The sequence below is a fragment of the Nocardia coffeae genome (assembly GCF_019890715.1).
GTDB lineage: Bacteria > Actinomycetota > Actinomycetes > Mycobacteriales > Mycobacteriaceae > Nocardia > Nocardia jiangxiensis.
The window spans coordinates 1,342,306-1,368,119 of sequence record NZ_JAINZY010000001.1 but is presented as its reverse complement, the minus strand read 5'-3'; the positions used below and the strand labels follow the sequence as shown (position 1 = coordinate 1,368,119).

The window sequence follows — 25,814 nt, the reverse complement described above, 5'->3', positions numbered from 1 at the left end:
CCCCGTTCCGATACCCGATACAACGCCAACGCCAAAGTTCGCGGCCCGTCTCGTCGTTCGGACGCGTGGCGGGTGCGAGGAACGAGTGCCCGACACGGGGCCGAACGACGAGACTCAGGGGCCGCGAACCCGCCGGAGCGAAGCGGAGGCCAAAGACTCAGCGTTTGTGGGCCAGCACCGCGAACATGGTCACCGACAGGTGGATGTCACCGGACTCCGCGCCCGCCTGCAGATCCGCCAGCAACTGCTCGCGCTGCTGTTCGGTGATCACGCCGCGTGCCACGGCCATCGCGGAGATCCGCGCGACCAGCGCACCCGCGCCGATCCCGGCGTCCTGCACCAGTGCATGCGAGCCGACCTCGTCGACGATCAGCCCGGCCTGCTGCAACTGTCCGTGCAGGCGACGTCCGGCGAACGGGTTGGTGGTGTTGCCGATCAGCGTCTCGATCACCTCGTGCACCACCTTCCGGTCGCCCGGATGCACGATCGCGGTGCCCCAATCGCTGTCGGTCACCACGACCCGGCCGCCGGGGCGCAGTACCCGGGCGATCTCGGCGGTCGCGCGCGTGGGTGCGGTCAGGTGCTGGAAGACGCGTTCGCACAGGGCCACGTCGAACGATCCCGCGCCGAAGGGCAGGCCGTACGCGTCGCCGGTGACGAATCGCGCGTGCGAGCTCGACTCGGCGGCACTGCGTTCCGCGGCGGCGAGCAGATTCGGGTCGGGTTCGACGCCGACGGCGTTGCCGTCCGGGCCGACCGCCTCGGCGAAGGCCAGGACCTCCGAACCGGTGCCGGAACCGATGTCGACCGCGCTCTCGCCAGGCTGCAGGGCCAGGGCCTCGTGGGCCCACGAGCGCAGCCGCGCGATACCGGGCAGGGCGGCCTGTAGATCGCGGACGTCGATGAGTTGATCGTGCCCCTCGCGATCGAATCGATCCGGGCGACGGGCGGAATGCGTGGTGCTGTGTGTGGGCGCCATATAACTTGCCGTTCTGTCTTTCGGCGCCTTGTCCACTGTGGGGGGTATCACCAGAGTGTCAGGCATGCGCCGAGCCTACGCGGCGCACCCGGCTACTCGCCGGTTTCGATTTCGGAGGCGTCATAATGGCCTGATGGCCCCTCAGCTGTGTCTCGCACAGGAACCCGAAGCGGATCAGCTTCTCTCGGCGGATCCGTTCGCGCTGTTGGTCGGCATGATGCTCGACCAGCAGTATCCGCTGGAACACGCGTTTCGCGGGCCGCGCAAGCTCGCCGAGCGGATGGGTGGATTCGACATTCACAAGATCGCGCAGGCCGATCCGGCGGAGTTCGAGGAGTTGGCGGCCACGCCGCCCGCGATTCACCGGTACGGGCGGTCGATGGCGCGGCGGGCGCAGGATCTGGCTCGGTACGTCATCGAGAACTACGACGGGCATACCGAACGGATCTGGACCCAGGCAGATCCGAACGGCGCGGAGGTGCTGCGCCGGTTGAAGGATCTGCCCGGGTACGGCGATCAGAAGGCCCGGATCTTCCTCGCGCTGCTGGGTAAACAGCTCGGGGTGCGGCCGAGCGGGTGGGAGAAGGCCGCCGGGGCGTATTCGGAGAAGAATTCGCGGCGGTCGGCGGCCGACATCGTGGACGGGGAGACGTTGCTCGAGGTGCGGGCCTTCAAGAAGGAACAGAAGGCGGCCGCGAAGAAGAAGGCGTGAGCGTCAGCCGACCGTGATGACGGTGCGCTCGTTGCGCACCTCGGGTGCGGGCAGTGCGGCCGCTCGCGGCCGCGGCGCCACCAGCCGCATCGTGTACCAGGTGTGTTTGCGTGCGCCCGAGGCGATCGCGGCTACCGCGCCGCCGAATGCGGCTGCGCCGCAGAGCATTGCCGCGGGGTCCAGGCCCGCGCTGGCCACCTGATGGGTGCCGTATCGGGAGGTGCCGTTGCCCAGGAACATGCCCAGCAGGCTGCCGAGGCCGTCGCCGAATCCGTTGTTGCCCTGGACCATAGAGCGTAGTTCGGGAGCCTTGCCGCTGAGGTAGAGCAGGTCGGCCAGGACGAACATCGCGGTGGCCAGGGATGCGCCGAGTACCAGATAGGACAGTGCGTCGGTGCGGATGCGCAGGTACATCAGGACGGCGGAGATGGTCACCACCGCCGCGAGTGCGGCCAGGACAGCCCAGACGCCGCTGATGCTGGGCTGGGTGTAGCCGGTCGTCAGCCAATCGGTGTAACCCCTTGTCGCGCCGTCGATTCGGCCGAGCGCATCCGAACGTAGCCGTCCGTTCGGACCCGAGGCGGTCAGCCACGGCTGGAACATCAGGATGAGGGTGAGCGCCGCCGCGACGGCCGCGGCCACATAGCCTTTGTCGGCGCGGACGGTCGAAATTCGTTGTGTCACAAGGCGGGTGTGCCGGATCGGCGGCGCGGGGAGGTTTTCCGAGTCGTCGTGAACATGCCAGGGTGTCGAAGAGGTCATTGTTCCAGTCGTAATTTTCCGCAGCGCGGATATCGCGATCCAGTGGTGCGATATGCCATCTCGTGAATGGTGCGATGCGTGTTCATCTCAATGGTTCGTGACAATGAGCGACGGCGGCCATTGCCTCGTTCACGGTAGTTCGGTTCTCCTGCCGAGGCAACGTGGTTCGAATCCCAGAGAGACTCCGCGCACAGTAAAATCTTTTCGTTTCGGAATGTGTGGATTTGCTGGTGACTGGGTTGAATCACGTTGAAGATCAACGAATTTCGCCTGCCCGCAGGTTGCCGAACATGGTCGGCCCGGGCGACGCAACTGCTGCTGAATTCGAATTCTTGTGATCGAGCAGACAGTATTCACGGCTCGGCGAAGTCGTTTATCGACATGCTACCGAATTCGAATGTTCCCAATTCTGAGAATGGCATCGGATATGCGGTATCGTGTCATGAACTCACCTATCCCGCGAGCCGCGGATACGACAGCGGCGGCCGCCCGGGATGGGACGGCCGCCGCTGTGATATCCGTGCGCGACTCAGCTGCTGCTGGCCGCCGCCGTGGCGAACGGGGTGGTCGCCACGGGACGCACCCGGCGTGTGGGGTGCTTCCACAGACCGCGGCGCTCCAGGATCGGCAGCACACCTTCGCCGAACCAGTACGCCTCCTCCACATGGGGATAACCCGAGAGGATGAACTGCGTGATCCCCAGGCGCGAATATTCGATCAGCCGCTCGGCGACCTCTTCGTGCGATCCGACCAGTGCGGTGCCGGCTCCGCCGCGCACCAGCCCGACGCCGGCCCACAGGTTCGGCGCGATCTCCAGCCGGTCGGTGGCACCGCCGTGCAGATCCAGCATCCGGCGCTGTCCCTCGGACTCGCTCTTGGCCAGATTCGCTTGGACGCGTTCGATATCCGCGGGATCGACCGCCTCGAGCAACCGGTCCGCCTCGGCCCAGGCCTGTTCGGAGGTGTCCCGGGAGATGACGTGAATGCGTAGGCCGTAGTCGAGTTTGCGGCCGTGGTCCACCGCCAGGCGACGGATCCACTCGAGTTTCTTGCTCACCGCGAACAGCGGCTCACCCCAGGTCAGATAGGTGTCCGCGTACTGCGCGGCGATCGGGCCCGCGGGCGCCGACGAGCCACCGAAGAACACCGGCGGGATCGGGTCCGGATGGTTGTTGAGCAGCGCGTTGCGGACCTGGAGGTGTTTGCCCTCGAAGCTGATCGGCTCGCGAGCGCCCCACAGCTCGCGCACGATGTGCAGGAATTCCCCGGTGCGCTCGTAACGCTGTTCCTTGTCCAGGAAGTCGCCGTATGCCTGCTGTTCGTGCGGTTCACCGCCGGTGACGACGTTGAGCAGCAGCCGCCCGCGCGAGTGACGCTGGAAGGTTCCGGCCATCTGCGCGGCCAGGGTCGGGCTGACCACGCCGGGACGGAAGGCGACCAGGAATTTCAGCGTCTCGGTCGTCTCCACCAGCATGGCCGTGGTGAGCCAGGCGTCCTCGCACCAGGCCCCGGTCGGGGTGAGCACCGCCTCGAAACCGTTTTCCTCCGCGGCCCCGGCGATCTGATTGAGATAGCGCAGCGACGCGGGCCGATCGCCCGACATGGCGGTGCCGTGACCGCCCGCGACCAGGTTGCGGGAATCGCCGTAGGTGGGCAGGAACCAGTGGAAATTCAAGCTCATTCGAGCGCAACCCTTTCAGGATGGAGCACGGGCGGTCGACGCCGAACGGTCGGCGATCCAACATCCGATACTGCGCGGGGCGGGTTCGGGAGTCACCGGTTGGAATCTGGGTGTTTCTTAACCTGGTTCGAACACCGGCAGTTGTTTCAGGCTTGCAGCCAGTCGTTCGCAGTGCGTGCGAGCGGCTGTTCTTCGGCGAACTCCGCCGATATCTCGCGACGCCCGTCATGGATGTGGCCACCGCCACACGGCGTCGCGATTCGATGATGAGGGAAACACCATGAAAATCAACAAGGCCGCGGTGGTCGCGGCTCTGGTCATCACGACGCTGGGATTATCGTCCGGCGTGGCTTCGGCCACGTCCGGCGGATCCGACGGCGTGGTCGACTACAAGGCGACCACCACCGAGAATTCGACGATCATCTCCACCGATGCCGGATCGCTGGATGTGCACGACGGCGTATTCGCGATCAAGGCTGCCAATGGCAAGACCTTGGCCGGAACCCAATTGTCTTTCCGCGTAGATGATTTCGTCTTTCCGATCGCCGCGGATATCGCCGGTCGGACCGCGACGCTGACTCCGCAGTTCGATCTGCAGCACGCGGTGTACAAGCCGGTGGATCTGCCGTATCAGAACACCGCGCCGTTCAAGACTCCGTACGACCGTGAGCTGGCGGCGTGGAACCGGTTGACCAGCACCATCAGTGCCGGCGCCACCATCGGCACCCTGGTCGGCGGTCTGACCGGCGGGGCCGTGGGTTGCTTGCTCGGCGGAATCGCGGGTGCGACCGTGGCGGCTGCGGCGATCGTGGGTCTTTTCGGTGCGTTCATTCCGGCCGCTGCTGTCGGCTGCCTCGGTGGCATCATCGCCGTCGGTGCGCTGGGCACTCTCGCCGGACAATTGCTGGTGACCGCGCCGGTGGCAGTTGCCGCGGCCATTCAATATTTCACAACGATCAACGCGCCGTTCACTCCGGCAAAGTAACGTTCGCCGTTATCGCGTCGCCGTCGAGCGCAACGACGACACGATCGGTGAATCGGACCCGGTGCTATCGCACCGGGGGGACACCGCTCCCACCCGGGAATGCAGACCCGGATGGGAACGGGTCCGGAGTGGGCCTGTGCGTGGCTGACTCACGGATTCCGTGCCGGGTGGGTTCGTCCGAATAGGTGGATTTGCCCGAATGCCGAGGCGTTGCAGCGCCTCAGTCCTGTTGCTTGATGATGAGGGAAATATCAAAGTGAAGATGAGGAAGTTCGCGGTGGTCGCGGCTCTCGTGACAACCGCCCTCGGCGTTACCGCCGGGGCTGCCAACGCTGCACCGTCGCAGAGCGCGCCGGAAGCGATCAACTACAAGGCGTGGACGACTCCGACCGCTTCGATCGTGAAGACCGATGCCGGTTCGATGGACGTCGAGAACGGCGTCTTCAAGATCAAGGCTGCCAACGGAAAGACCGTTGCCGGAACGGAACTGAAGTTCCGCGTCGATGAGTTCGAGTTCCCGATCGCGGCGAACATCGCGGATCACACCGCCACCCTGACCCCGCAGTTCGACATGCAGCACGCGGTCTACAAGCCGGTCGATCTGCCGTACCAGAACACCGCGCCGTGGAAGACCCCGTACGACCGTGAGCAGGCGGCCTGGAACCGTATGAAGGACACCATCGCCACCGGTGCCACCGTCGGCACCCTGGTCGGCGGTCTGACCGGTGGAGCCGTGGGCTGCGTGCTCGGCGGTATCGCGGGTGCGACCGTGTCCGCGGCCGCGATCGTCGGTCTGTTCGGTGCGTTCCTGCCCGCAGCGGTGATCGGTTGCTTCGGTGGCATCATCGCCGTCGGCGCCCTGGGCACCCTGGCGGGTCAGCTGCTGGTCACCGCCCCGGTCGCGATCGCGGCTGCGGTGCAGTACTTCCAGACGATCAACGCGCCGTTCACCCCGGCCAAGTAATTTCGAATCCGCAGGGCCCCGTCCGGAATCGCCGGGCGGGGCCCTGCGGCGTTCGCAGCGGTGGTGTTTCGATCCCGCTGCGCCTAAACCGTGAGCGAAATCCGGGTTCGGGCGATCGTTCGGATATGACCTCCACCGCCTCACGCCCCACCACCGATCGCGAGCTCACCGAGATCTTCGCGCCCGTCTTCGACCGGATCGCGGCCGGAGCGCTGCAGCGCGAGATCGACCGCCGCCTGCCGTACGAGGAGGTGGGCTGGCTGCGCGAGGTGAAGTTCGGTGCGCTGCGAGTGCCCGTCGAATTCGGCGGCTACGGTGCGAGCGCGCGTCAGCTGTTCGGCTTGCTGATCGATCTGGCCGCAGCGGAATCCAATCTGCCGCAGGCACTTCGGGTGCACTTCTCCTTCGTGGAAGATCAGCTGCTGGCCCAGCCGTCCGCCGCGAGCCGGCAGTGGTTGCGGGCGGTGGCGGACGGGACGCTGGTCGGCAACGCGATCACCGAACCCGGTGTGGGCGCGGTCGATCGGTATCGGACCGCACTGACCCCGGACGGGTCGGGCTGGCGGTTGAACGGCGTCAAGTACTACAGCACGGGGTCGCTGTACGCCGATCACATCCTGGTGGCGGCGGACAAGGCCGGTGAGCGGGTATCGATACTCGTCGACGCCGGGGCCGAGGGGGTGCGGCAGCACGACGACTGGGACGGTTTCGGCCAGCGGCTGACCGCCAGCGGCACAACCGAATTCGAGAACGTCGCGGTGGCCGAGGACCGGATTCTCGGACCGGGATACGGCGGGCCCGGGGCGACCTACGCCACCGCCTATCTGCAACTGGTGCAGCTCGCGGTGCTGGCGGGTATCGCCCAGCGCGCCGAACTCGACGTGCGCACCTGGGTGACCGAACGCACGCGCACGTACACCCACGCCGCCGCGGATCTGCCGCGCGAGGATCCGCTGGTGCAGCAGGTGATCGGTCAGCTCTCCGCCGCGGCGTTCACCGCGCGCGCCACCGTGCTGGCCGTCGCAGACCGTCTGGACGAGGTGCTGGATTCGGGCGCGAGCGATGAGAACGCCCTGGTCGCACTGGAACTCGCGTCCGCACAGGCGCAACTGGGCGTGATCGATATCGTGCTCGCGGCCACCACCAGGCTGTTCGAGGTCGGCGGTGCGTCCATCGTGTCCGAGCGACTGCGGCTGGATCGGCACTGGCGCAACGCCCGGACCATCTCAGTGCACAATCCGGCGATCCAGAAGGCCCGCGCCATCGGCGATCACCTGCTCAACGGCACAGCACTGCCGTTCGCCTGGAGTGCGGGCGCGCGGGGGCCGCAGGAGTCCGGCAAGTGACCCGGCGGATCCGGCTCAACGCCTTCGACATGAATTGCGTTGCGCACCAATCCCCGGGGCTGTGGCGTCATCCGAAGGATCAGTCGCATCGGTACACCGAACTGAGCTACTGGACCGAGCTGGCGAAACTGCTCGAGCGCGGGCGATTCGACGGCATCTTCATCGCCGACGTCCTGGGCACCTACGACGTGTACGGCGGTGACGACACCGCCGCGCTGCGTCAGGGCGCGCAGATCCCGCTGTCCGATCCGCTGCTGCTGGTCTCGGCGATGGCCGCTGTCACAACGCATCTCGGCTTCGGCATCACGACCGGGACCGGTTTCGAACATCCGTATCCGTTCGCCCGGCGGCTGTCCACGCTGGATCATCTCACCGGCGGACGGCTGGGCTGGAATGTGGTGACCGGCTATCTGCCCTCGGCCGCAAGGAATTTCGGCGAGGCGGATCAACTCGACCACGACGATCGTTACGACCGGGCCGACGAATACCTCGAGGTGCTCTACAAGCTGTGGGAGGGTTCCTGGGAGGAGGACGCGGTGGTGCGCGACGCCGACGCCGGGATCTACGTGGATCCCGACAAGGTGCACCACATCGGGCACTACGGGACGCATTACACGGTTCCGGGAATCCACCTGTCCGAGCCCTCGCCGCAGCGCACGCCGGTGATCTATCAGGCCGGCGCCTCGGCGCGCGGTACCCGGTTCGCCGCGGAGAACGCCGAGGCGATCTTCGTCGCCGCGCCGTCGAAACGCGTTCTGGGGCAGACGGTATCGCGCATTCGGGAGGCGTTGCGGGAGGCCGGGCGCGATCCGTACTCGGCGCGGATCTACGCGCTGGCCACCATCATCACCGATGCCACCGAGGAGGCCGCCGAACGTAAGCACCGGGAATACCTGGAGTACGCGAGCGTCGAGGGCGGGCTGGTGTTCATGTCGGGATGGATGGGGATAGATCTGTCCGAATACGATCTGGACGATCCGATCGGCCAGGTGCACAGCAATGCCATCCAGTCTGCGGTGTCGGCCTTCCAGGAGTTCGACGACGACGGCCGCGAATGGACGGTGCGTGATATCGCGCGCTGGGCCGGTATCGGCGGGATGGGGCCGGTCTTCGTGGGATCGGGCGAGTCGGTGGCGGACCGGTTGCAGGAGTGGGTCGACCAGACCGATGTGGACGGGTTCAACCTCGCCTATGCGATTACCCCGGGAAGTTTCGAAGACGTTGTGCAACATGTGATTCCGGTGCTGACCGAACGCGGCGCCTATCCCACGGAGTATGTGCCGGGCACGTTGCGCAATGCGTTGTTCGGTGCGGGTGATCGGCTGCCGCAGGAGCATCGTGGCGCGCGTTATCGTCTGGGCGGCAACGGATCCACCGCCTATCGGGCATCGGTGCGACGTCCGGATCTGTCGGTCGGCGCACAGTCCTGAGTCCGGCCCGAATTGTGAAATTGAGGATTTCACAATTCGGGCCTTTTCGTGGTGACCGAGAATGAAGGAAACGGGTTCCACAGATTGGTTCTCGGTGATTACAACACTCTGCCGCCCACCGGCTCGATTGCAGAATTTCCTTATGACTGAACACAATTCGTCTCGAACCGCAGCAATCATCGGGGCCGGGCAGACCGGCGTCACCGCCGCGCTGGGCCTGTTGGACGCGGGTTTCCAGGTCACCATCCACAGCGATCGCGATCAGCGGAGCCTGCGCGATGACGTCCCCGCCACCGGCACCGCCCTGGGCTTCGGCGAGGCCCAGGCGGCCGAGGCCGCCCTGGGCCTGGACACCTACGCCGACCGCGCCCCCAATCACACCGGGCTCAGTGTGCGTTTCGCCGGACCGGAGAATGCCGAATTGATCGGATTCGACGGCACTTTCGACGGTTTCGTCGGCATCGCGGTGGACACCCGGCTCAAGGCCGACGAGCGGCTGACCGCGTTCCAGGAGCGCGGCGGGCGATTCGTCGTGGCGGAGGTGACCCCGGAGAAGCTGGACGCGATCGCGGCCGACAACGATCTGACCCTGGTCGCCACCGGGCGCGGCGGTCTGTCGGATCTGTTCGCGATCGATACCGACCGCACCGTGTACGCCGAGCCGCAGCGCAAGCTGCTGACCGTCACCCTCACCGGATTGGGTTACGGCCCCGAGGTTTTCGCCCACCGCAGCACGGCGGGCGGTGCGCACAGCCTGTTCTCGATCTTCGCCGAGCAGGGTGAGGCGTGGTGGGGGCCGTATCTGCACAAGGATGTGGGTCCGTCGTGGGCCTTCCTGGGCTGGGCCCGGCCCGGCAGTGACTGGGACAAGCGTTTCGGCGCAGCCGATTCCGCCGCCTCGGCGCACAAGATCGTCAAGGAGATCTACCGCGACTACATCGACTGGGATCTGCCCGAGGTGCTGTCCACCCGGGTGATCGAGGAGGATCCCAAGTCCTGGCTGAAGGGTGCGGTGCGCCCGGTGGTCCGCAAGGCCGTCGGCGCGACGGCGAACGGACATCTGGTGGTCGCGATCGGCGATACCGCCGTCGCGTACGACCCGGTCGCCGGACAGGGTGCGCAGAGCGGACTGATCCAGGCACAGCGCCTGGTCGCGGCCGCGGCGGCCCACGAGGGTGCATTCGATCGGGCCTGGCTCGAGACGCAGTACGAGGACTTCCTGCGCTTGCGCTCGGACGCGGCGGCGAAGGCGACCCGGCTGTTCCTGAGCGATCCGGAACTCGCCGACATCAGCAACCGCTTCTTCCCCGCCGCCGCGGTGGACGAGAAGTTCGCCTCCGCACTGGTCTCCCTGCTGCACCGCCCGCAACCCTTCCTCGACATCGACTCGGTGGCCGCGGCCGACGCCTACATCGAGCAGGTCACCGGCGCCAAGGCCGACGAGGTCCTGGCCAAGTTCGCCCCGGCGGGCCGCTTCGAGCGTTCGCAGTACAGCGCGGCAGCGGTCCAGGTCTAGCGCACTCAACTCCGCAACACCTTCCGCGATCTATTCCAAAACACCGCAGTTCACCCGGTTCCGCCCACCTTGGTAACGCCAACCCCAAAGGTCGGGGCCCGGGTCGGTTCTGGACTGAGCGGAGCGGAGGAGCGAAGCGGGGGAGCGGAGGGAGGGAAGAATCGGCCCTTCGGGGGCCCCGACCCCGCCGGAGCGAAGCGGAGGCCAAAAATACTGCCAAAAATACTGCTGATTCAAAACCTCGTGCCGGGTAGCTCGCGGTGCTGAAGTGAAGGGCACGTGAGGTGCCCGGTCAACGAGGGCGCAGGATCCGGCCGACACCACTGGGAGCAGGAGTGAGTACCGAAAAGATTGCCGAGCAGACTCGATTCGCCTACTGGGTGCCCAATGTCAGTGGCGGGCTGGTCACCAGTGATATCGAGCAGCGCACGTCGTGGGATTTCGAGTACAACAAGAAGCTGGCCCGCACCGCGGAGAACAACGGTTTCGAGTACGCGCTGTCCCAGGTGCGCTACACCGCCTCCTACGGCGCGGAATTCCAGCACGAGTCGACCTCGTTCAGCCTCGCGCTGCTGGGGGCGACCGAACGGCTGAAGGTCATCGCCGCAATACATCCGGGGCTGTGGCATCCGGCGGTGCTGGCGAAATTCGGCGCGACGGCGGATCACCTGTCCAACGGGCGATTCGCGATCAACGTGGTCTCGGGCTGGTTCGCCGGAGAGTTCAAGGCGCTGGGCGAGCCGTGGCTCGAACACGACGAACGGTACCGGCGCAGTGCGGAATTCCTCGAAGTGATTCGCAAGATCTGGACCGAGGACGCGGTGGATTACGGCGGCGACTTCTACCGGATTCGCGATTTCACGCTCAAGCCCAAACCGCTGAACACCCCGGAGCGGCCGAATCCCGAACTGTTCCAAGGTGGTAACTCGAGCGCTGCCCGCCGCAACGGCGGACGTTTCGCCGACTGGTACTTCTCCAACGGCAAGGATTTCGACGGTGTCACCGAACAATTGGACGATCTGCGCAACGTGGCGCGTGCGCACGATCGCGAGGTGAAGTTCGGGCTCAACGGATTCATCATCGCCCGCGACACCGAGAAGGAAGCCCACGACACCCTGCGCGAGATCATCGCCAAGGCGAACAAGCCCGCGGTGGAGGGTTTCCGGGACGCGGTGCAGCAGGCCGGGGCCTCGACCGGGGACCGCAAGGGTATGTGGGCCGATTCCACCTTCGAGGATCTGGTGCAGTACAACGACGGTTTCCGGACCGGGCTGATCGGTACGCCGGAGCAGATCGCCGAGCGGATCGTGGCCTACCGCGATCGCGGCGTCGATCTGATTCTGGGTGGATTCCTGCACTTCCAGGAGGAGATCGAGTACTTCGGGCAGCGGGTGCTGCCGCTGGTGCGCGAACTCGAGGCGCAGCGCCGTCCGGCGGCTGTGGCGGGCTGATGACCGCCACAGCAGCACAACGCATCACCTCCGCCGGGCACGCCCGGCAGGTGGCGCGGGATCTGGCGGCGGAGTTCGCCGTCACCGCTGCCGAGCGGGATCGCCTGCGGCAGTTGCCCTATGGCGAGGTGGAGCGGTTGGCGGCCAGTGGATTACTGGCCGTCACCGTGCCCGCCGCGTTCGGCGGTGCGGATCTGCTGCCGAGTGAATTGGCCGAGGTGGTCCGGACTCTCGCGGTCGCGGACCCGAATATCGCGCAGATTCCGCACAGCCATTTCGTCTACCTGAATTTGCTGCGGCTGGCCGGACCGCCGGAACAGCAGCAGCGCTATTTCGCGCAGGTGCTCGATGGCGCGCAGATAGCCAACGCCCAGTCCGAGCGTGGTGGCGCGACGGTTGCGGAGGTGGCGACCACGCTGCGTCCGGACGGGCCGGAACTGCGCGTCGATGGAACCAAGTATTACTGCACCGGTTCACCTTTCGCGGGAATTCTCGCGGTGCTGGCCCGGCTGGAGGATCCCGGGAAACGTACCGGACTGGGGCCGGGGGAGTACGTGGCCTTCCTGCCCGCGAGCAGCCCCGGAGTCGAGATCGTCGACGACTGGAATGCGTTGGGGCAGCGCACGACCGGAAGTGGCACGGTGCGATTCGACGGGGTGCGGGTGCAGGCCGAGCAGCTGGTCGCGCGGGACGCGGCGGTGCGTGCGCCGACCGGATACGGGGCGTTCGCGCAGTTGCTGCACGTGGCCATCGATACCGGTATCGCGCGCGGAGCCTTGAGCGCCGCAACCGAATTCGTGCGCACCCGCAGCCGTCCGTGGTTCGAGGCGCAGGTCGAACGCGCCATCGATGATCCGCTGGTGATTCAACGCATCGGTGAGCTGGCCGTGTCGGTGACCGCTGCCGAGGCGACGCTGACCGCGGCCGGACTGGCCGTGGATGCCGCCACCGCGAGTCCGGATCCGGGACAGGACGTCGTCGCGCGGGCCTCGCTCGCGGTCGCGGCGGCCAAGATCCTCGCCGACCGCGCCGCGACCGAGGTGTCTGCCGCACTGTTCGAGGTCAGCGGAACCCGCAGTGCCGCATTGGATCTCAATCTGGACCACTTCTGGCGCAACGCCCGCACCCACACGTTGCACGACCCGGTGCGCTGGAAATACCAGCACCTGGGCCGCGCGCTGTTGCACGACACCCCGCCGCCCTCACACGGAGTGCTGTAACTATGGCCTCCGCTTCGCTCCGGCGGGGTTTGCGGCGCCCGAAAGGCGAACCGCAGCCGCGAGTTTTTCGTTCAGAGAGGTACCCCATGTCCGAACTGCAGGAGATTCCCGCCGACGCCGCCGGTTTGCGCAGCGCCTTCGCAGCATTCCCCAGTGGCGTGGTCACGGTGTGTGCCGAAATCGACGGTGCGCGTTACGGATTGGCGGTGAGTACGTTCGTGCCGGTATCGCTCGATCCGCCGCTGGTGTCGTTCTGTGTGCAGAACAGCTCCTCGACGTGGCCGCTGTTGTCGCAGGCCAGTCATCTGGGGCTGAGTCTGCTGGGCACCGATCAGCAGGCTGCGGCGCGGTCGTTCGGGTCCCGCACGGGTGATCGGTTCGCGGGAGTGGGGCTGCATCGCGGGACGGGGCATGCGGTATTCGTCGAGGGCGCGTCCGCGTGGATCGAGGGCACCGTGCACGCGCAGGTGCCGGCGGGGGATCACCAGGTTGTGCTGGTGCACATCCAGCGTCTGGCCACCCGCGCCGATGTCGATCCGCTGGTCTTCCACGACAGTCGATACCGGCGCCTGCACACCGAGGAATTGCGCGCCGCCGGGTGAGCTGACCTGGCGTGTCGGCCTTCGTGTCGGCGGTGAGATCGATCACGTGTGCGGGCGCATGCCCACAGGTGGGAAATTGTTTTCTCGGGAACTGTAAACCGGCGTGTGGTAGGGAATTCCGTCTCGTGCGGCCGGATCAGAACGAATGCGCCGGCCGGAAACACAGGCGTTCGCGCGGTCCCGCATCCGCCCGGGTATTGGTGACGACGCCGGCCGCGAGTCCCCGCGCACTCAGGCCGTGCCGCTGCATGTCCTGACTGAATCCGTCGAGGTGAATGAGGGTGTGCCGGATCAGGTCCGCGGCGATGCCGGCAGGTTCGGTGCAGGCCACACGGTAGGCCGCGACCGCCCGGGGATCCTCGGTCAACGCCGCGAGGGCGCCCAGACGCACTCGCTGCGTGAGGCTTTCCCAGAGACGTGCCTGGTCGGCGTTGCGGATGACGCGCCGACCGCCGCGGTAGTCCAGATCGCGAATAATGTTGTCTGCAGATTTGCCGAGCCTGGTTTCGCAGACCACCGCCCACAGGGCGCACAGCCAGCTCAACCCGCGCAGGATGGTGATCCGCTCCTGTGCGCCACGCAGCGCGAGATAGGCGTCGGCCGAAGCCTGCGTGGTGGTGTCCTCCCACTGGAACACCAGGGTTTCCAGCTCGATCAGGAAATCCCCGGGCAGTTCGGCCTCGTCGGGGCGGACGATCCCGACTGCCCGCTGCGACAACGGATCCCGCAGTTCGACCATCGCCGGATCCGCGGTGGGGATCCAGTCGTGCCCGTGCCCGGTCATCAGCGCAACCCTCAGGTCGATGCGGACAGGCGACCGGTAGGGGCCGCCCCTTCGCATTGAGCCACGAAATATTCGGGCGCGCAACGTCCCAGCACAGAGCCCGCGACCTCGTGTCGAGATCGCGGGCTCGTGGGGTGAGGTCAGGGCTTGCCGGACAGCACCGCGGTGAACGCGTCCATGAACGGCTGCCCGCCCATGGCGTATCCGCCGCCGATCGCGCCGATCAGCAGGCCGACGGGCCCGGTGAGCCAGCTCAGGAAGAAGAAGCCGCACACGGCGCCGATCAGGCCGCCGATCACGCCGCCGATCACCATGCCGACGATGTTCTTGTTGACCTCGGCCATCAGCCGGGCCATCGAGCTGACCGGCTGCATCTCGCCGACGTCCTTGGCGCTCGGGGCCTTGGGCTCCAGCACGAGCCGGTGGCCGTCCGAGCTGATCTGCTGCGCGAGATGCACTGTGCCGCCGTTGATCCGGAACGCCAGCGGCACCTTGGCGAGGGCGGTGCCGTCAGTGTTCTTCAGATCGACCTCGGTGCCGTTGGCGGCCAGCTCGAAGCGGCCCTTGTCGACGTCGGTGGTCAGCTTGTGCGACAGGTCCGACAGGACCGAGTGATAAGCGACGCCGTGATCGACACCGGAGGCGGTGGTCTGTTTGGCCACTGCGGGGGAATGGGGTACCGATGGGCTCGCGGTCGCGGTCCCCGCGGCGATGCCCACCGTCGCAACCGCGAGAAACGCGGTTGCGGCGAACTTGCCGAACTTCATACAGATTTCCTATCGGAGCCTACCGCCGGCATGTGCAGCCGGACGGCGAATGACTGTACCGGGTCCGAAGCTTGTTGGCAGACATGGCTATACACGAGAGGCCGTTCGGCATCGTTATTCAATTGTTATATGTAAAGGTGCATGCGGGTTCTGAGTAAAAATATGCAACTTCACAATTCGCGCAGGCCATCGTAGGTGGTGTATGCACTGTGTGATCGCAAAACACGTGTGTTCAAACTTGGAATCTCGCGATACGGGTTCGAAGTGTTACAGCTCTGGAGGACGGTTTCGTGCCGCGTCGTCGTGTCCACGCCGGAATCATCCTGGTGGGCTTCGTAATCGCTTCCGGATTGGCGATGGCGTGCCTGATCTTCGCTGCACTGTCGGTGGGCGGCCATCACGTGAACGCCGCCGACGCCAGCGCCTCACAGACCTCGGTGCCGACGACCGCGGCCACCACCACCACGACCAAGGCGTCGCACGCGTCGAAGACGGCCGTCGCCAAGACGCCGGGCACGGCCAAGTCCACCATCGCGCCGCTGCCGCCGCTGGCCGCCGCCTCCTCGGCCGCGCCGACGCCGACCTCCGCGCCGCCGACCAACAACGGCGCGAATCAGCGCGACGCCGTGGACCCGGTCAGCGCGGGCGACTGTGTGGCCGGGGTCGGCTCGGACGGTTCGCTGACCAAAACCTCTTGTGGCAGTTCGAATTCCAACTATCGGGTGAACAGCAAGGCGAGTTCGGGCGGGCAGTGCCCGACCGATTCGGATCGTTCGGTGTCCCAGACGCTGCCCGGCGGCGCGAAGGACACGCTCTGCCTGGACACCGACTGGGAGGTCGGTCGCTGCATGGCGGTCTCGGGCAATACCGCGACTCCGGCCGACTGCACCGACGCGGCCCCGGGGACGATGCGGGTGCAGGCGATCAACCGCAATACCGCGGATGTGAACACCTGCACCGACGCGAACCACGGCGTGGTCTACAAGCAGCGCAAGTTCGTCGTCTGCCTGGCCCAGATGTGATTCACCCGCGAATTGTTCAGTGCGACACCGGAGTTCGCCGCTGAGCATCGAGCAACCGGCTGAACTGCCGGTTGGCCAGCCGCATCGCGATCTCGTACGGCAGGGCGAATTTGCGGGCGAACCAGTAGCCGATCCGGATATCCGCCGAGGTGTGCACCAGATAGCGGTTGTGCTCGACGCCGGACAGGATCCGCTCGGCCACCCGTTCCGGGCTCGCGGCATGTCCTTCGAACACTCCGGTCAGCCGCTTGACCCGAGGGTCGTCCCGGTCGACGCCGACCACCCGCACCGTGCCGACCAGTGGTGTGCGCACCGCGCCCGGGACGACCAGGCTCACCCCGATGTGATGCCGCTCCAGATCGAATCGCAGCACCTCGGAGATGCCGCGTAGGCCGAATTTGCTGGCGCTGTAGGCCGCGTGCCAGGGCAGGGCGAGCAGCCCAGCGGCCGAGGACACGTTGACCAGATGTCCGCCGTGCCCGGCGCGCACCATCGGCGGCAGGAAGTTCTCGATGACGTGGATCGGGCCCATCAGATTGACCTCGACCACGGACTTCCAGTGCTGGTGCTCGAGGTTCTCCACGGTGCCCCAGATGGCGATGCCCGCGATGTTCATCACGACGTCCAGGCTCGGATACCGCTCGTGGATCCGCTCGGCCCAGGCCCGCACCGCCTCGTAGTCGGCGATGTCCAGGGCCTGCGCGTCGAGTACCTCGCCGCCCGCGGCGCGAATCTGCGCGACCGTCTCGTTCAGCCCGTCCTCGGCGATATCGGTGAGGAACAGGCGCATCCCCCGCCGCGCCGCCGCCACGGCGGTCGCGCGCCCGATGCCGCTGGCCGCGCCGGTGATCAGGCACAGGCGGCCGTTCAGGTCTTTCATGACGGACTCCCTCCGGCTTGTCCGAACAGCGTGGTTCTGCGAAGGAGTTCACGCTAGCTCATTGCGAACAACAGTGTACATAGAAAATTATGCCCCTTGGGCTCGCCCGAGGAAGCGCCCGAGGAAGCGCCCGCCAACAGTTCAATTCACGGTGAGCAGGAGTACCGACAGCCGGACGCCGCTGTTCTAGCTTCGAGGAAGCGGCCTCGCCGCCGCCGGGTGCGAGCGCTACCGCCGGGATCGCTGGAGGAGTTCATGAGCACGGTGACCGCTGTCGACAGTCCGCCGGTACCGGAGGCCGATGAGGGGGCCCTGCCGGTCGCGCGCACCTGGCATCCGTGGCGCTGGCTCGTCGCCGCGCTGGCCCTGATCGTGGTCGCGCAGTTCGCGCACGGTCTGATCACCAATCCGGGCTGGGACTGGCCGACCTTCGCGCGGTACTTCACCGCGACGTCCGTACTGTCCGCGATGCGGGTCACCCTCGAACTGACCTTCTGGGGAACGCTGTTCGGCTTCCTGCTCGGCGTCTGGGTCGCGGTCGCACGATTGTCGAGAATCCCTGTGCTGCAGGTGATCGCGTGGGCCTACGTGTGGGCGTTCCGATCGATTCCGCTGATCGTGCAACTGCTGTTCTGGTTCAACATCGCCTACCTGTACAAGCGGATGGCGATCGGAATCCCGTTCGGCCCGGCCTTTTTCACCTTCGACGTGAACGGCGTGATCAGCGGGTTCACCGCGGCGGTGATCGGGTTGGCATTGCACCAGGGGGCCTATTCGGCCGAGATCATCCGCGCCGGAATAATCTCGGTGGATCCGGGACAGTTGGAGGCGGCCAAATCGCTCGGGCTGCCGTGGCGTCGGCAGTTCTTCACCATCGTTGCGCCACAGGCGATGCGGGGCATTCTGCCCAATGCCGCCAACGAGGTGATCAGCCTGTTCAAGGGCACCTCGATCGTCTCGGTGATGGCCATCGCGGAGCTGTTCTACCAGGTCCAGGTGATCTACGGCCGCAACGGCCGGGTGGTGCCGCTGCTCATGGTGGCCACCGTCTGGTACATCGTGCTCACCAGCGTGCTGAGCGTGGTGCAGTACTACATCGAACGGCATTTCGCGAAGGGCAGTCAGCGGGATCTGCCGCCGACGCCGTGGCAGCGGGTCCGCGCGAAGATCGACGAGATCACGGGGGAGCGGCAGTGACCGAAGACGTGGACGCCGCACGCGCAGTGGCGGATCGGCCGGACCCATCCGCGAAGTCCGAGAGTGGATATGCCGTGGAATTACGCGGTGTCCGTAAGCATTTCGGTCCGCACGAGGTGCTGCGCGGGATCGATCTGGCGGTGCGCCCCGGGGAGGTGACGGTGATCCTGGGGCCCTCGGGCTCGGGCAAGTCGACGCTGCTGCGCACCATCAACCATCTGGAGAAGGTCGACGCCGGCACTGTTCGGGTGAGCGGCGAGCTGGTCGGATACCGCCGCAAGGGTGCGGTGCTGCGCGAGCTGAACGAACGCGAAATCCTGCGGCAGCGGTCGAGGATCGGCTTCGTCTTCCAGAACTTCAACCTGTTCCCGCATCTGACCGTGCTGGAAAACGTTGCGCTGGCGCCGGTTTCCGCGCAGCGCAGACCGCGTGCGCAGGCGCGGGCCGAGGCCGCCGAGCTGCTCGACCGGGTCGGGCTCGCGGACAAGGCGCAGGAATATCCGCGCCGGCTGTCCGGCGGGCAGCAGCAGCGGGTGGCGATCGCGCGAGCGCTGGCCCTGCGCCCGCGCGTGGTGCTGTTCGACGAGCCCACCTCCGCGCTGGATCCGGAACTGGTCGGCGAGGTGCTCGACGTGATCCGCGGTCTGGCCCGCGACGGCTCCACGCTGGTGATCGTCACCCACGAGATCGGATTCGCCCGCGAGGTCGCCGACACCGTGGTGCTGATGGACGACGGCCGGATCGTCGAGCAGGGCTCGCCCGCGCAGGTGCTGGACCAGCCGAAGCATCCGCGCACGAAAGCCTTTCTCGCCCATGTTCTCTGACGCCATCGGCCCACTCGCGGAGGTCCGCCACGCATGAAGTTCCTGCTGCTGACCCTCATCACCCATCAGCCCGATCCGGTGACCGGCACGACCGAGACCCCGGCGCAGCGCCTGCGCAGGGTGGTCGAGGGTGCACGGCTGGCCGAGGAGCTCGGGTACGACGGCTTCGCGGTCGGTGAGCGGCACGAGGATCCGTTCATCTCGGCCGCACCGCCGGTGGTGCTGAGTCATATCGCCGCGGTGACCTCGCATATCGCGCTGTTCACCGGGGTCACCACCTTGAGCCTGCTGGATCCGGTGCGGGCCTTCGAGGACTATTCGACGCTGGACAACCTCTCGGGCGGGCGGCTCGAACTCGTCATCGGCAAGGGAAACGGTGCGGCGCAGGCGAAGCTGTTCCACGTCACGCCCCAGGATCAGTGGGAGCGCAACCGCGAGGGGTACGAGCTGTTCCGCCGGTTGTGGGACAGCGAAAGCGTCACCTGGGCAGGTAAATTCCGGCCCTCGCTGACCGAGGCGAAGGCGCTGCCCCGGCCGCTGCAGTCGCGGCTGCGGATCTGGCACGGCAGCGCCACCAGTCGCGAATCGGTGGAATTGGCTGCCCTGCACGGTGATCCGCTGTTCTCGGCCAATGTCACCAATCCCATCGAACCGTATGCCGAACTGATCGCGCACTACCGGCAGCGCTGGGCCGCACACGGCCACGATCCGGCCGAGGCGCTGGTCGGCGCCGGGACCGCCGGGTTCTACGTGACCCGCGATTCGCAGGACGCGCTGCGGGCGTACCGGCCGATCTTCGCCGCGCGCCAGAAGGTCGCGCGTGCGCACGGCCTCCCGATCGTCTTCGAGACCGTCGAGGATTTCGTCGAACGCAGCTCCGCGCTGATCGGCAGCCCGCAACAGGTGGTGGACAAGGTATTGCGCTATCACGAGCGATTCGGGCACGAGGCGATCCACCTCAGCGCCGACAGCGACGGGCTCACCGCCGCACAGCATCGCGCGAGCCTCGAGCTGTTCCAGGCCGAGGTCGCGCCGATTCTGCGGGAGAGGATCGTGAGTCGACCACTGGGTGCTCAGCGGTATCTCGCCGAGGAGGCGGCTCGATGACCCGATATGTCGCCTTGCGGGTGTTGCAGGCGATCGGTGTGCTGTGGGCGGCGTTCACCGTCACCTTCGGTGTGCTGTATCTGCTGCCCGCCGATCCGGTGCAACTCGCGATCGGGGCGAATCCGGGGGTGCAGGTGGATCCGGCGGCCGTGGCCGAGCTGCGGGCGCGGTACGGACTGGACAAGCCGGTGTGGCAACAGTATTGGACCGCGCTCGAGCATGCGCTGCACGGCGATCTGGGGCATTCGCTGAGTACTGGTCAGAGTGTCACCGCCGCGCTCGGCCAGGCACTGCCCTCGACGCTGGCGCTGGCGGCACTGGCACTGGTGCTGGCGCTGGTCTTCGGCACCGCCCTCGCGCTGGCCGCGGCCTACACCGAACAGCGTTGGCTGCGCAGGCTACTGACCGCGCTACCGCCGATCGGTGCGTCCGCGCCCACTTTCTGGGTGGGATTACTTCTGCTGCAACTGTTCTCGTTCCGGCTGCGACTGGTTCCGGCGTTCGGCGGCACCGGATTCGCGGGGACCGTGCTGCCCGCGGTGACCCTGGCCATCCCGGTCGGCGCGGTCATCGCCCAGGTCCTGTACACCGGTCTGGTCGGGGTGTGGCGACAACCCTTCGTCGAGGTGGCGTTCGCCAAGGGCGCCTCGCGCTGGTGGGTGCAGATACATCATGTGCTGCGACCCGCGCTGGCCCCGGCGCTGGCCGTGTCCGGCGTCTGGGTCGGCACGGTATTGGCCGGATCGGTGGTCGTGGAGACGGTGTTCTCGCGCGCCGGAATCGGCCGGTTGACCCAGACCGCCGTACTCGCCGAGGACATTCCGGTCGTACAGGGCGTGGTGATGCTGACCGCACTGGCCTTCGCGGTGGTCAATCTCGTGGTCGACCTGATTCAGCCGATCGTGGATCCCCGTGTGCGACAGGAGTTCCGGCGTGTGCGCACGAATGAGCCACGGAATTCCGGCGACAACCAAGCGGAGACCGAACGGCAGGAAATATCCGGATGAGTTCACGAGCGAGTCGACCCGGTGCGCATCGCGCTTGTGGGAGCAACGTGCCGGGGTCTTGGCCGCAGACGTCGAGGCGGAGCGTCAGCGAGGTGCAAATATGAGCGAAGGACTCAGCGGCACAACGGTTTTCCGGTCCGATGAAGCGGATGTCGAGCCGCGTCCGGTGCGGCGGTTCGCTCCGGACGCGTGCGCACTGCTGACCTCCGGTCGGCCGGTGGCGCTGCCATCGATCGTGCTGCTTTTCGTGCTCGGCTGGGCGGTGGTTCCGTCGCTGTTCGCCGGAGCCGATCCGCTGCGCGGCGTTCCGGCGGAGAAATTGCGCGGACCCAGCGCGCGGCACTGGTTCGGTACCGACAATCTGGGGCGTGATCTGTATACCCGCGTGGTGCACGCCACCGAACTATCGGTCACCGCAACAGTTTTCGCGGTGCTGATCGGGTTGCTCGCGGGCTCGCTGCTGGGTCTGCTCGCCGGGGCGATCGGCGGCCGGGTCGACGCCGCGATCATGCGGCTGGTCGATGTGCTGCTGTCGATTCCGGAGCTGCTCAGCGCACTGGTGCTGGTCACCGCCCTTGGCTTCGGGACCCGCAACGTCGCGATCGCGGTCGGTGTCGCGCTGGTCCCCACCTTCGCCCGGGTGATGCGGGCCGAGGTGGTCCGCGTGCGCCGCGCGCCGTACGTGGAGGCGGCCTTCGCCGCCGGTGTGCGCTGGCCCGGCGTGCTGGTGCGGCATGTGCTGCGCAATGCGTACGCGCCGGTCGCCGCGCTGGTGGCGGTGGAATTCGGGGTCGCCGTCCTGGCGGTGTCCTCGCTGAGTTTCCTCGGCTACGGTGCGCGCCCGCCGACGCCGGAATGGGGATCGCTGATCGCCGACGGCCGCGACTACCTGGCCACCGCGTGGTGGATGACGACGTTCCCCGGACTGGTCATCGTCGCGGTCGTCCTGTCCGCGCAGCGGCTGGGCAGTATCTGGGGAAAGACGGAGTGACGGCATGAGCGACGAAACATTGTTGCGGGTACAGGATCTGCGGGTGGAATACTCCGGCAGCGGCGGGCCGGTCGTCGCCGTCGCCGGTGCTTCGCTGACGGTCTCGCAGGGGGAGACCGTCGCCTTGGTCGGTGAATCCGGTTCGGGCAAATCGACTTTCGCGCATGCGGTGATCGGATTGCTCGGCGGCGGCACGGTGACCGGCGGCCGGATCACCTTCGCGGGCGAACGGATCGATGACGCCTCCCCGAGATATCTGCGCGCCATCCGTGGCGCGCGGATCGGGTTGGTGCCACAGGATCCGGGCGTCTCGCTGAATCCGGTGCTGCGCATCGGCGATCAGGTGGCCGAAGCCTTGCGCATCCACGGCCGCGCGGACCGCCGTACGGCGCGAGCGCGAGCGGTGGAGATTCTCGCCGCGGCCGGACTGGATCGCCCGGAGCTGCGTGCGCGCCAATATCCGCAGGACCTCTCGGGCGGGCAGCGTCAGCGGGTGCTGATCGGCATCGCCCTGGCCTGCGGCCCGGAGCTGGTGATCGCCGACGAGCCGACCAGTGCGCTGGACGTCACCGTGCAGCGCCGCATCCTGGACCATCTCGCCGCACGCACCGCCGAATCCGGTACCGCGGTCCTGCTGATCACCCACGATCTGGGCGTCGCGGCCGACCGCGCGGACCGCATCGTGGTGATGCGTCGCGGTGAGATCGTCGAATTCGGGGATACCGCTGAGGTTCTCGGCAATCCCCGGCACGAATACACACGGCGGCTACTGGATTCGGTCCCGACACTGGACGCGCCGACCCGACCGTTCCGACCTCGAGCCGCGACGCCGCTGCTGTCGGCCACCGGACTTCGCCGTACCTTCCGGACCGGTGCGCACGGCAGGCTCACCGCTGTCGACGACGTCACGATGTACATCGATCGCGGCGAAACCCTCGCGCTGGTAGGTGAATCCGGCTCCGGCAAGAGCACCTCCGCTCGAATCCTGACGCTGCTCGAACGACCCGATGCGGGCACGATCACCTTCGACGGCCGGGAGGTCGGCGGGCTGCGCGGTGCACGGCTGCGCGAGTTCCGGCGACGGGTCCAGGTCGTCTATCAGAATCCGTACGCGTCGCTGAATCCCAAGCTGAGCATCGGGCAGAGTATCGCGGAACCGTTGCGGGCCTTCGGAATCGGCGATCGGCGGACGCGGCGCGAGCAGGTCGGCGAACTGCTCGAGCAGGTGGCCCTACCGCCGGACCACCGGGATCGGCTGCCCGCCGAGCTGTCCGGCGGGCAGCGTCAGCGGGTGGCGATCGCCCGTGCGCTGGCCCTGCGCCCGGAACTCGTGGTGCTCGACGAACCGGTTTCCGCGCTGGACGTCTCGGTGCAGGCGCAGATCCTCGAACTGCTCGAACGCCTGCAAAGCGAACTGTCACTGAGCTACCTGTTCATCTCCCACGACCTGGCCGTGGTGCGGCGGGTCAGTGACCGTGTCGCGGTGATGCGAGCCGGTCGCATCGTCGAAACAGCGCGTACCGCAGCACTGTTCGACCAACCGGCACACGAATACACCCGCGAGCTGCTCTCGGCCGTCCCGGGCGGACGGGACTCGTCCGAGAAGCTCACCCACCGTGAAGGAGTACCTGTCCCATGACCACGGCGATCACCGAATTCGAACAGCAGTGGCGTGCTTGGCATGCCGAACGCGAGGCGTGGGCCCGGGAGCCGCTGGGCTGGTTGAGCCTGACCGGATTGCACTGGCTGGGCGAGGCCGAGGAGAACCTCGAGAGTCTGCCCGGCCGCTGGCGCGTCGACGGTGAAACCGTGGTGGTGACAGCCGATTCCAGCGACGGATATGTTCTGGACGGGCTGGCGCTCACCGGCCGCACCACGCTGACCCCGGGGGAGGGCGCGCCCGGCATCGAGGTGCGCGTCGGCGACCGCGTCGTCGAGGTGATCCGCCGCACCGGGCAGTTCGCGCTGCGCATCCACGATCCGGCTGCCCCCGCTCTGGCAGCGTTCACCGAGATTCCCGCCTTCGCACCGGATTCGCGCTGGGTGGCCGCGGGCGAATTCACTCCCTACGGCACCGCCCGCACCGTCACCACGGGTGCGGTGGTCGAGGGGCTGGAACACCATCATCCGGCGGCGGGCACCGTGCGCTTCACCCTCGGCGGGGCGGAGCATACGGTCGTGGCCTTCGGCGACCCGAAAACCGGTCTGCGACTGCTGTTCACCGATGGCACCAGCGGTGTGAGCACCTATCCCGGCGCCCGGTTGCTGCCGATCGGGACGCCCGGGTCCGACAATTCGGTGCGGCTGGACTTCAATCGCGCACAGAATCTGCCCTGCGCCTTCACCGATTACGCGACCTGCCCGGTCGCGCCGCCGGAGAACCGGCTCGGCGTGGCCGTCGAAGCGGGCGAGCGCGATCCGCGGCGGGAGGTGCGGTCGTGACGGTCTCGGGCGGGCGCGTCCCGCTGTCGGTTCTGGACCTGTCTCCGGTCAGTGCGGGATCCACACCGCGCCAAGCGATTCGGAACACGATCGAGTTGGCCCAGCGCGCCGAGGCGTGGGGGTATCGGCGGTTCTGGGTGGCGGAACATCATTTCGTGCGGGTGGCGAGTTCGTCACCGGTGACGTTGATCGGGCTGATCGCGGCGGCCACCGAGACGATCCGGGTGGGCTCGGCGGCGGTGCAGCTGGGGCATCACGCGTCGGCCTCGGTGGTGGAGGCGTTCGGGACGATCGATGCGCTGTATCCGGGCCGCCTGGATCTCGGTCTGGGCCGGTCGGGACATCGCGCCGATCAGATTCGTTCGGCGGGCGTGCCACCCGTGCACGCCCCCGAACGGCCCATCCAGGTGCGCGACGGGGTGGTGATCCCGCCGCCGTTCAGCCCGGGACAGTTGCTGGACACCGTTCGTCTCCAGGCCGGGCTGCGGGCGCTGACGCTGCCCGGTGCACGTCCGCTGGACTACACCGAACAGGTAGAGCAGATTCGCGCCTTCCTGGACAGCGGGTATCGATCCAGCGAAGGCGTTGTGCTGCACGCTGTTCCGGGTGAGGACGCGCAGATCGAACTGTGGTTGTTCGGCAGCAGTGGCGGGGAGAGCGCGCGGCTGGCCGGACGGCTGGGACTGCCCTTCGCGGCGAACTACCATGTCTCCCCGGGCACGATTCTGGAAACCGTTGCGGCATACCGGGAATCGTTCCGACCCTCTGCCCGCTACCCGAAGCCGTATCTGGTGGTGTCCGCGGACGTCGTCGTCGCGCCGGATCATGCGACGGCCGAACATCTCGCCTCCACCTACGGGCACTGGGTGTACAGCATCCGCAGTGGTGCGGGCGCGGCCGAATATCAGGACCCCGATACCGCGCAGCCGCTGTCCGAGCAGCAACAACGTCTGGTGCGGGATCGGATCACCACGCAGTTCGCCGGCACCCCCGCCGAGGTGACCGCCCGCCTGACCGCGCTCCAGCAGCTGACCGGCGCGGACGAGCTCGTGATCACCAGCGTCACCCACCGTCAGGAGGACCGGCTCACCTCGCACCGCCTGCTCGCGCAGGAGTGGGGGTTGTCGCACGTGCGCGCGGCCTGA

Annotated in this window: 24 protein-coding genes; 18 read left to right on the top strand and 6 right to left on the bottom strand. The window is 67.1% G+C overall.

Features of this window, described 5'->3' with window-relative positions; genetic code table 11:
* Positions 1-157 precede the first annotated feature (157 nt).
* On the bottom strand, positions 158-979 hold the full coding sequence (locus K7711_RS05820; protein WP_222966736.1) for a methyltransferase domain-containing protein: 822 nt from the start codon (positions 977-979) through the stop codon (positions 158-160).
* Positions 980-1,112: 133 nt separating this feature from the next.
* Here K7711_RS05820 and K7711_RS05815 point away from each other — a divergent pair, with 133 nt between their 5' ends.
* Complete coding sequence (locus K7711_RS05815; RefSeq protein WP_222965480.1) at positions 1,113-1,691, top strand: HhH-GPD-type base excision DNA repair protein; 579 nt, start codon at positions 1,113-1,115, stop codon at positions 1,689-1,691.
* A 3-nt stretch (positions 1,692-1,694) separates the two neighbouring features.
* Here the strand turns inward: K7711_RS05815 and K7711_RS05810 are convergent, their stop codons facing one another.
* Positions 1,695-2,453 carry a hypothetical protein gene (locus tag K7711_RS05810; RefSeq protein ID WP_222965478.1) on the bottom strand — a complete coding sequence of 253 codons (759 nt, stop codon included), beginning with the start codon at positions 2,451-2,453 and terminating at the stop codon, positions 1,695-1,697.
* 529 nt (positions 2,454-2,982) lie between these two features.
* Positions 2,983-4,134 (bottom strand): LLM class flavin-dependent oxidoreductase, encoded by a 1,152-nt coding sequence (locus K7711_RS05805; protein ID WP_222965476.1) that lies wholly within the window; start codon positions 4,132-4,134, stop codon positions 2,983-2,985.
* A gap of 280 nt (positions 4,135-4,414) precedes the next feature.
* On the opposite strand from K7711_RS05805, the gene K7711_RS05800 reads away from it, so the two are divergent.
* From K7711_RS05800 to K7711_RS05765, 8 genes are all read left to right on the top strand, one after another.
* Positions 4,415-5,119: a DUF8020 domain-containing protein gene (locus K7711_RS05800; protein WP_222965474.1), complete on the top strand. Its 705-nt coding sequence runs from the start codon at positions 4,415-4,417 to the stop codon at positions 5,117-5,119.
* 256 nt (positions 5,120-5,375) lie between these two features.
* Positions 5,376-6,083, top strand: coding sequence for a DUF8020 domain-containing protein (locus K7711_RS05795; protein WP_222965472.1), 708 nt, complete (start codon positions 5,376-5,378; stop codon positions 6,081-6,083).
* A gap of 125 nt (positions 6,084-6,208) precedes the next feature.
* Positions 6,209-7,429: an acyl-CoA dehydrogenase family protein gene (locus K7711_RS05790; protein WP_222965470.1), complete on the top strand. Its 1,221-nt coding sequence runs from the start codon at positions 6,209-6,211 to the stop codon at positions 7,427-7,429.
* Positions 7,426-8,859: an LLM class flavin-dependent oxidoreductase gene (locus K7711_RS05785; RefSeq protein WP_222965468.1), complete on the top strand. Its 1,434-nt coding sequence runs from the start codon at positions 7,426-7,428 to the stop codon at positions 8,857-8,859. The genes K7711_RS05790 and K7711_RS05785 overlap by 4 nt, the downstream gene beginning before the upstream one ends.
* Before the next feature lie 142 nt (positions 8,860-9,001).
* Positions 9,002-10,375: a styrene monooxygenase/indole monooxygenase family protein gene (locus K7711_RS05780; protein WP_222965466.1), complete on the top strand. Its 1,374-nt coding sequence runs from the start codon at positions 9,002-9,004 to the stop codon at positions 10,373-10,375.
* Positions 10,376-10,710: 335 nt separating this feature from the next.
* Positions 10,711-11,826 (top strand): dimethylsulfone monooxygenase SfnG, encoded by a 1,116-nt coding sequence (gene sfnG, locus K7711_RS05775; protein WP_222965464.1) that lies wholly within the window; start codon positions 10,711-10,713, stop codon positions 11,824-11,826.
* Complete coding sequence (locus tag K7711_RS05770) at positions 11,826-13,046, top strand: SfnB family sulfur acquisition oxidoreductase (protein ID WP_222965462.1); 1,221 nt, start codon at positions 11,826-11,828, stop codon at positions 13,044-13,046. The genes sfnG and K7711_RS05770 overlap by 1 nt, the downstream gene beginning before the upstream one ends.
* Positions 13,047-13,132: 86 nt before the next feature.
* Complete coding sequence (locus tag K7711_RS05765; RefSeq protein ID WP_222965461.1) at positions 13,133-13,648, top strand: flavin reductase family protein; 516 nt, start codon at positions 13,133-13,135, stop codon at positions 13,646-13,648.
* Positions 13,649-13,784: 136 nt separating this feature from the next.
* Here K7711_RS05765 and K7711_RS05760 read toward each other — a convergent pair whose 3' ends face one another.
* Positions 13,785-14,432, bottom strand: a complete 648-nt coding sequence (locus tag K7711_RS05760) for a hypothetical protein (RefSeq protein ID WP_222965459.1) — start codon at positions 14,430-14,432, stop codon at positions 13,785-13,787.
* Between the two features lie 140 nt (positions 14,433-14,572).
* Entirely contained in the window at positions 14,573-15,199 is a 627-nt protein-coding gene (locus K7711_RS05755; protein WP_222965457.1) for a DUF8020 domain-containing protein, read from the bottom strand.
* Positions 15,200-15,489: 290 nt separating this feature from the next.
* Between K7711_RS05755 and K7711_RS05750 the strand changes: the two genes are divergently transcribed.
* Entirely contained in the window at positions 15,490-16,221 is a 732-nt protein-coding gene (locus K7711_RS05750; protein WP_222965455.1) for an LppU/SCO3897 family protein, read from the top strand.
* Positions 16,222-16,237: 16 nt separating this feature from the next.
* On the opposite strand, the gene K7711_RS05745 is transcribed toward K7711_RS05750, so the two are convergent.
* Positions 16,238-17,101 carry an SDR family oxidoreductase gene (locus K7711_RS05745; protein ID WP_222965453.1) on the bottom strand — a complete coding sequence of 288 codons (864 nt, stop codon included), beginning with the start codon at positions 17,099-17,101 and terminating at the stop codon, positions 16,238-16,240.
* Positions 17,102-17,356: 255 nt separating this feature from the next.
* Here K7711_RS05745 and K7711_RS05740 point away from each other — a divergent pair, with 255 nt between their 5' ends.
* The 8 genes from K7711_RS05740 (at position 17,357) to K7711_RS05705 (ending at position 25,814) form a co-directional block, all read left to right on the top strand.
* Entirely contained in the window at positions 17,357-18,298 is a 942-nt protein-coding gene (locus tag K7711_RS05740) for an amino acid ABC transporter permease (protein WP_222965451.1), read from the top strand.
* A 74-nt stretch (positions 18,299-18,372) separates the two neighbouring features.
* Positions 18,373-19,122 carry an amino acid ABC transporter ATP-binding protein gene (locus K7711_RS05735; RefSeq protein ID WP_222966734.1) on the top strand — a complete coding sequence of 250 codons (750 nt, stop codon included), beginning with the start codon at positions 18,373-18,375 and terminating at the stop codon, positions 19,120-19,122.
* 33 nt (positions 19,123-19,155) lie between these two features.
* Positions 19,156-20,229: an LLM class flavin-dependent oxidoreductase gene (locus K7711_RS05730; protein WP_222965449.1), complete on the top strand. Its 1,074-nt coding sequence runs from the start codon at positions 19,156-19,158 to the stop codon at positions 20,227-20,229.
* Complete coding sequence (locus K7711_RS05725; protein WP_222965447.1) at positions 20,226-21,236, top strand: ABC transporter permease; 1,011 nt, start codon at positions 20,226-20,228, stop codon at positions 21,234-21,236. Before K7711_RS05730 ends, K7711_RS05725 begins: the two co-directional genes overlap by 4 nt.
* 100 nt (positions 21,237-21,336) lie before the next feature.
* Positions 21,337-22,227: an ABC transporter permease gene (locus K7711_RS05720; RefSeq protein ID WP_222965445.1), complete on the top strand. Its 891-nt coding sequence runs from the start codon at positions 21,337-21,339 to the stop codon at positions 22,225-22,227.
* Positions 22,228-22,231: 4 nt separating this feature from the next.
* A complete protein-coding gene (locus K7711_RS05715; protein ID WP_222965443.1) occupies positions 22,232-23,866 on the top strand; it encodes a dipeptide ABC transporter ATP-binding protein in 1,635 nt (544 codons plus the stop codon).
* Positions 23,863-24,669, top strand: coding sequence for a DUF1684 domain-containing protein (locus K7711_RS05710; protein ID WP_222965441.1), 807 nt, complete (start codon positions 23,863-23,865; stop codon positions 24,667-24,669). Before K7711_RS05715 ends, K7711_RS05710 begins: the two co-directional genes overlap by 4 nt.
* On the top strand, positions 24,666-25,814 hold the full coding sequence (locus tag K7711_RS05705) for an LLM class flavin-dependent oxidoreductase (RefSeq protein WP_222965439.1): 1,149 nt from the start codon (positions 24,666-24,668) through the stop codon (positions 25,812-25,814). The genes K7711_RS05710 and K7711_RS05705 overlap by 4 nt, the downstream gene beginning before the upstream one ends.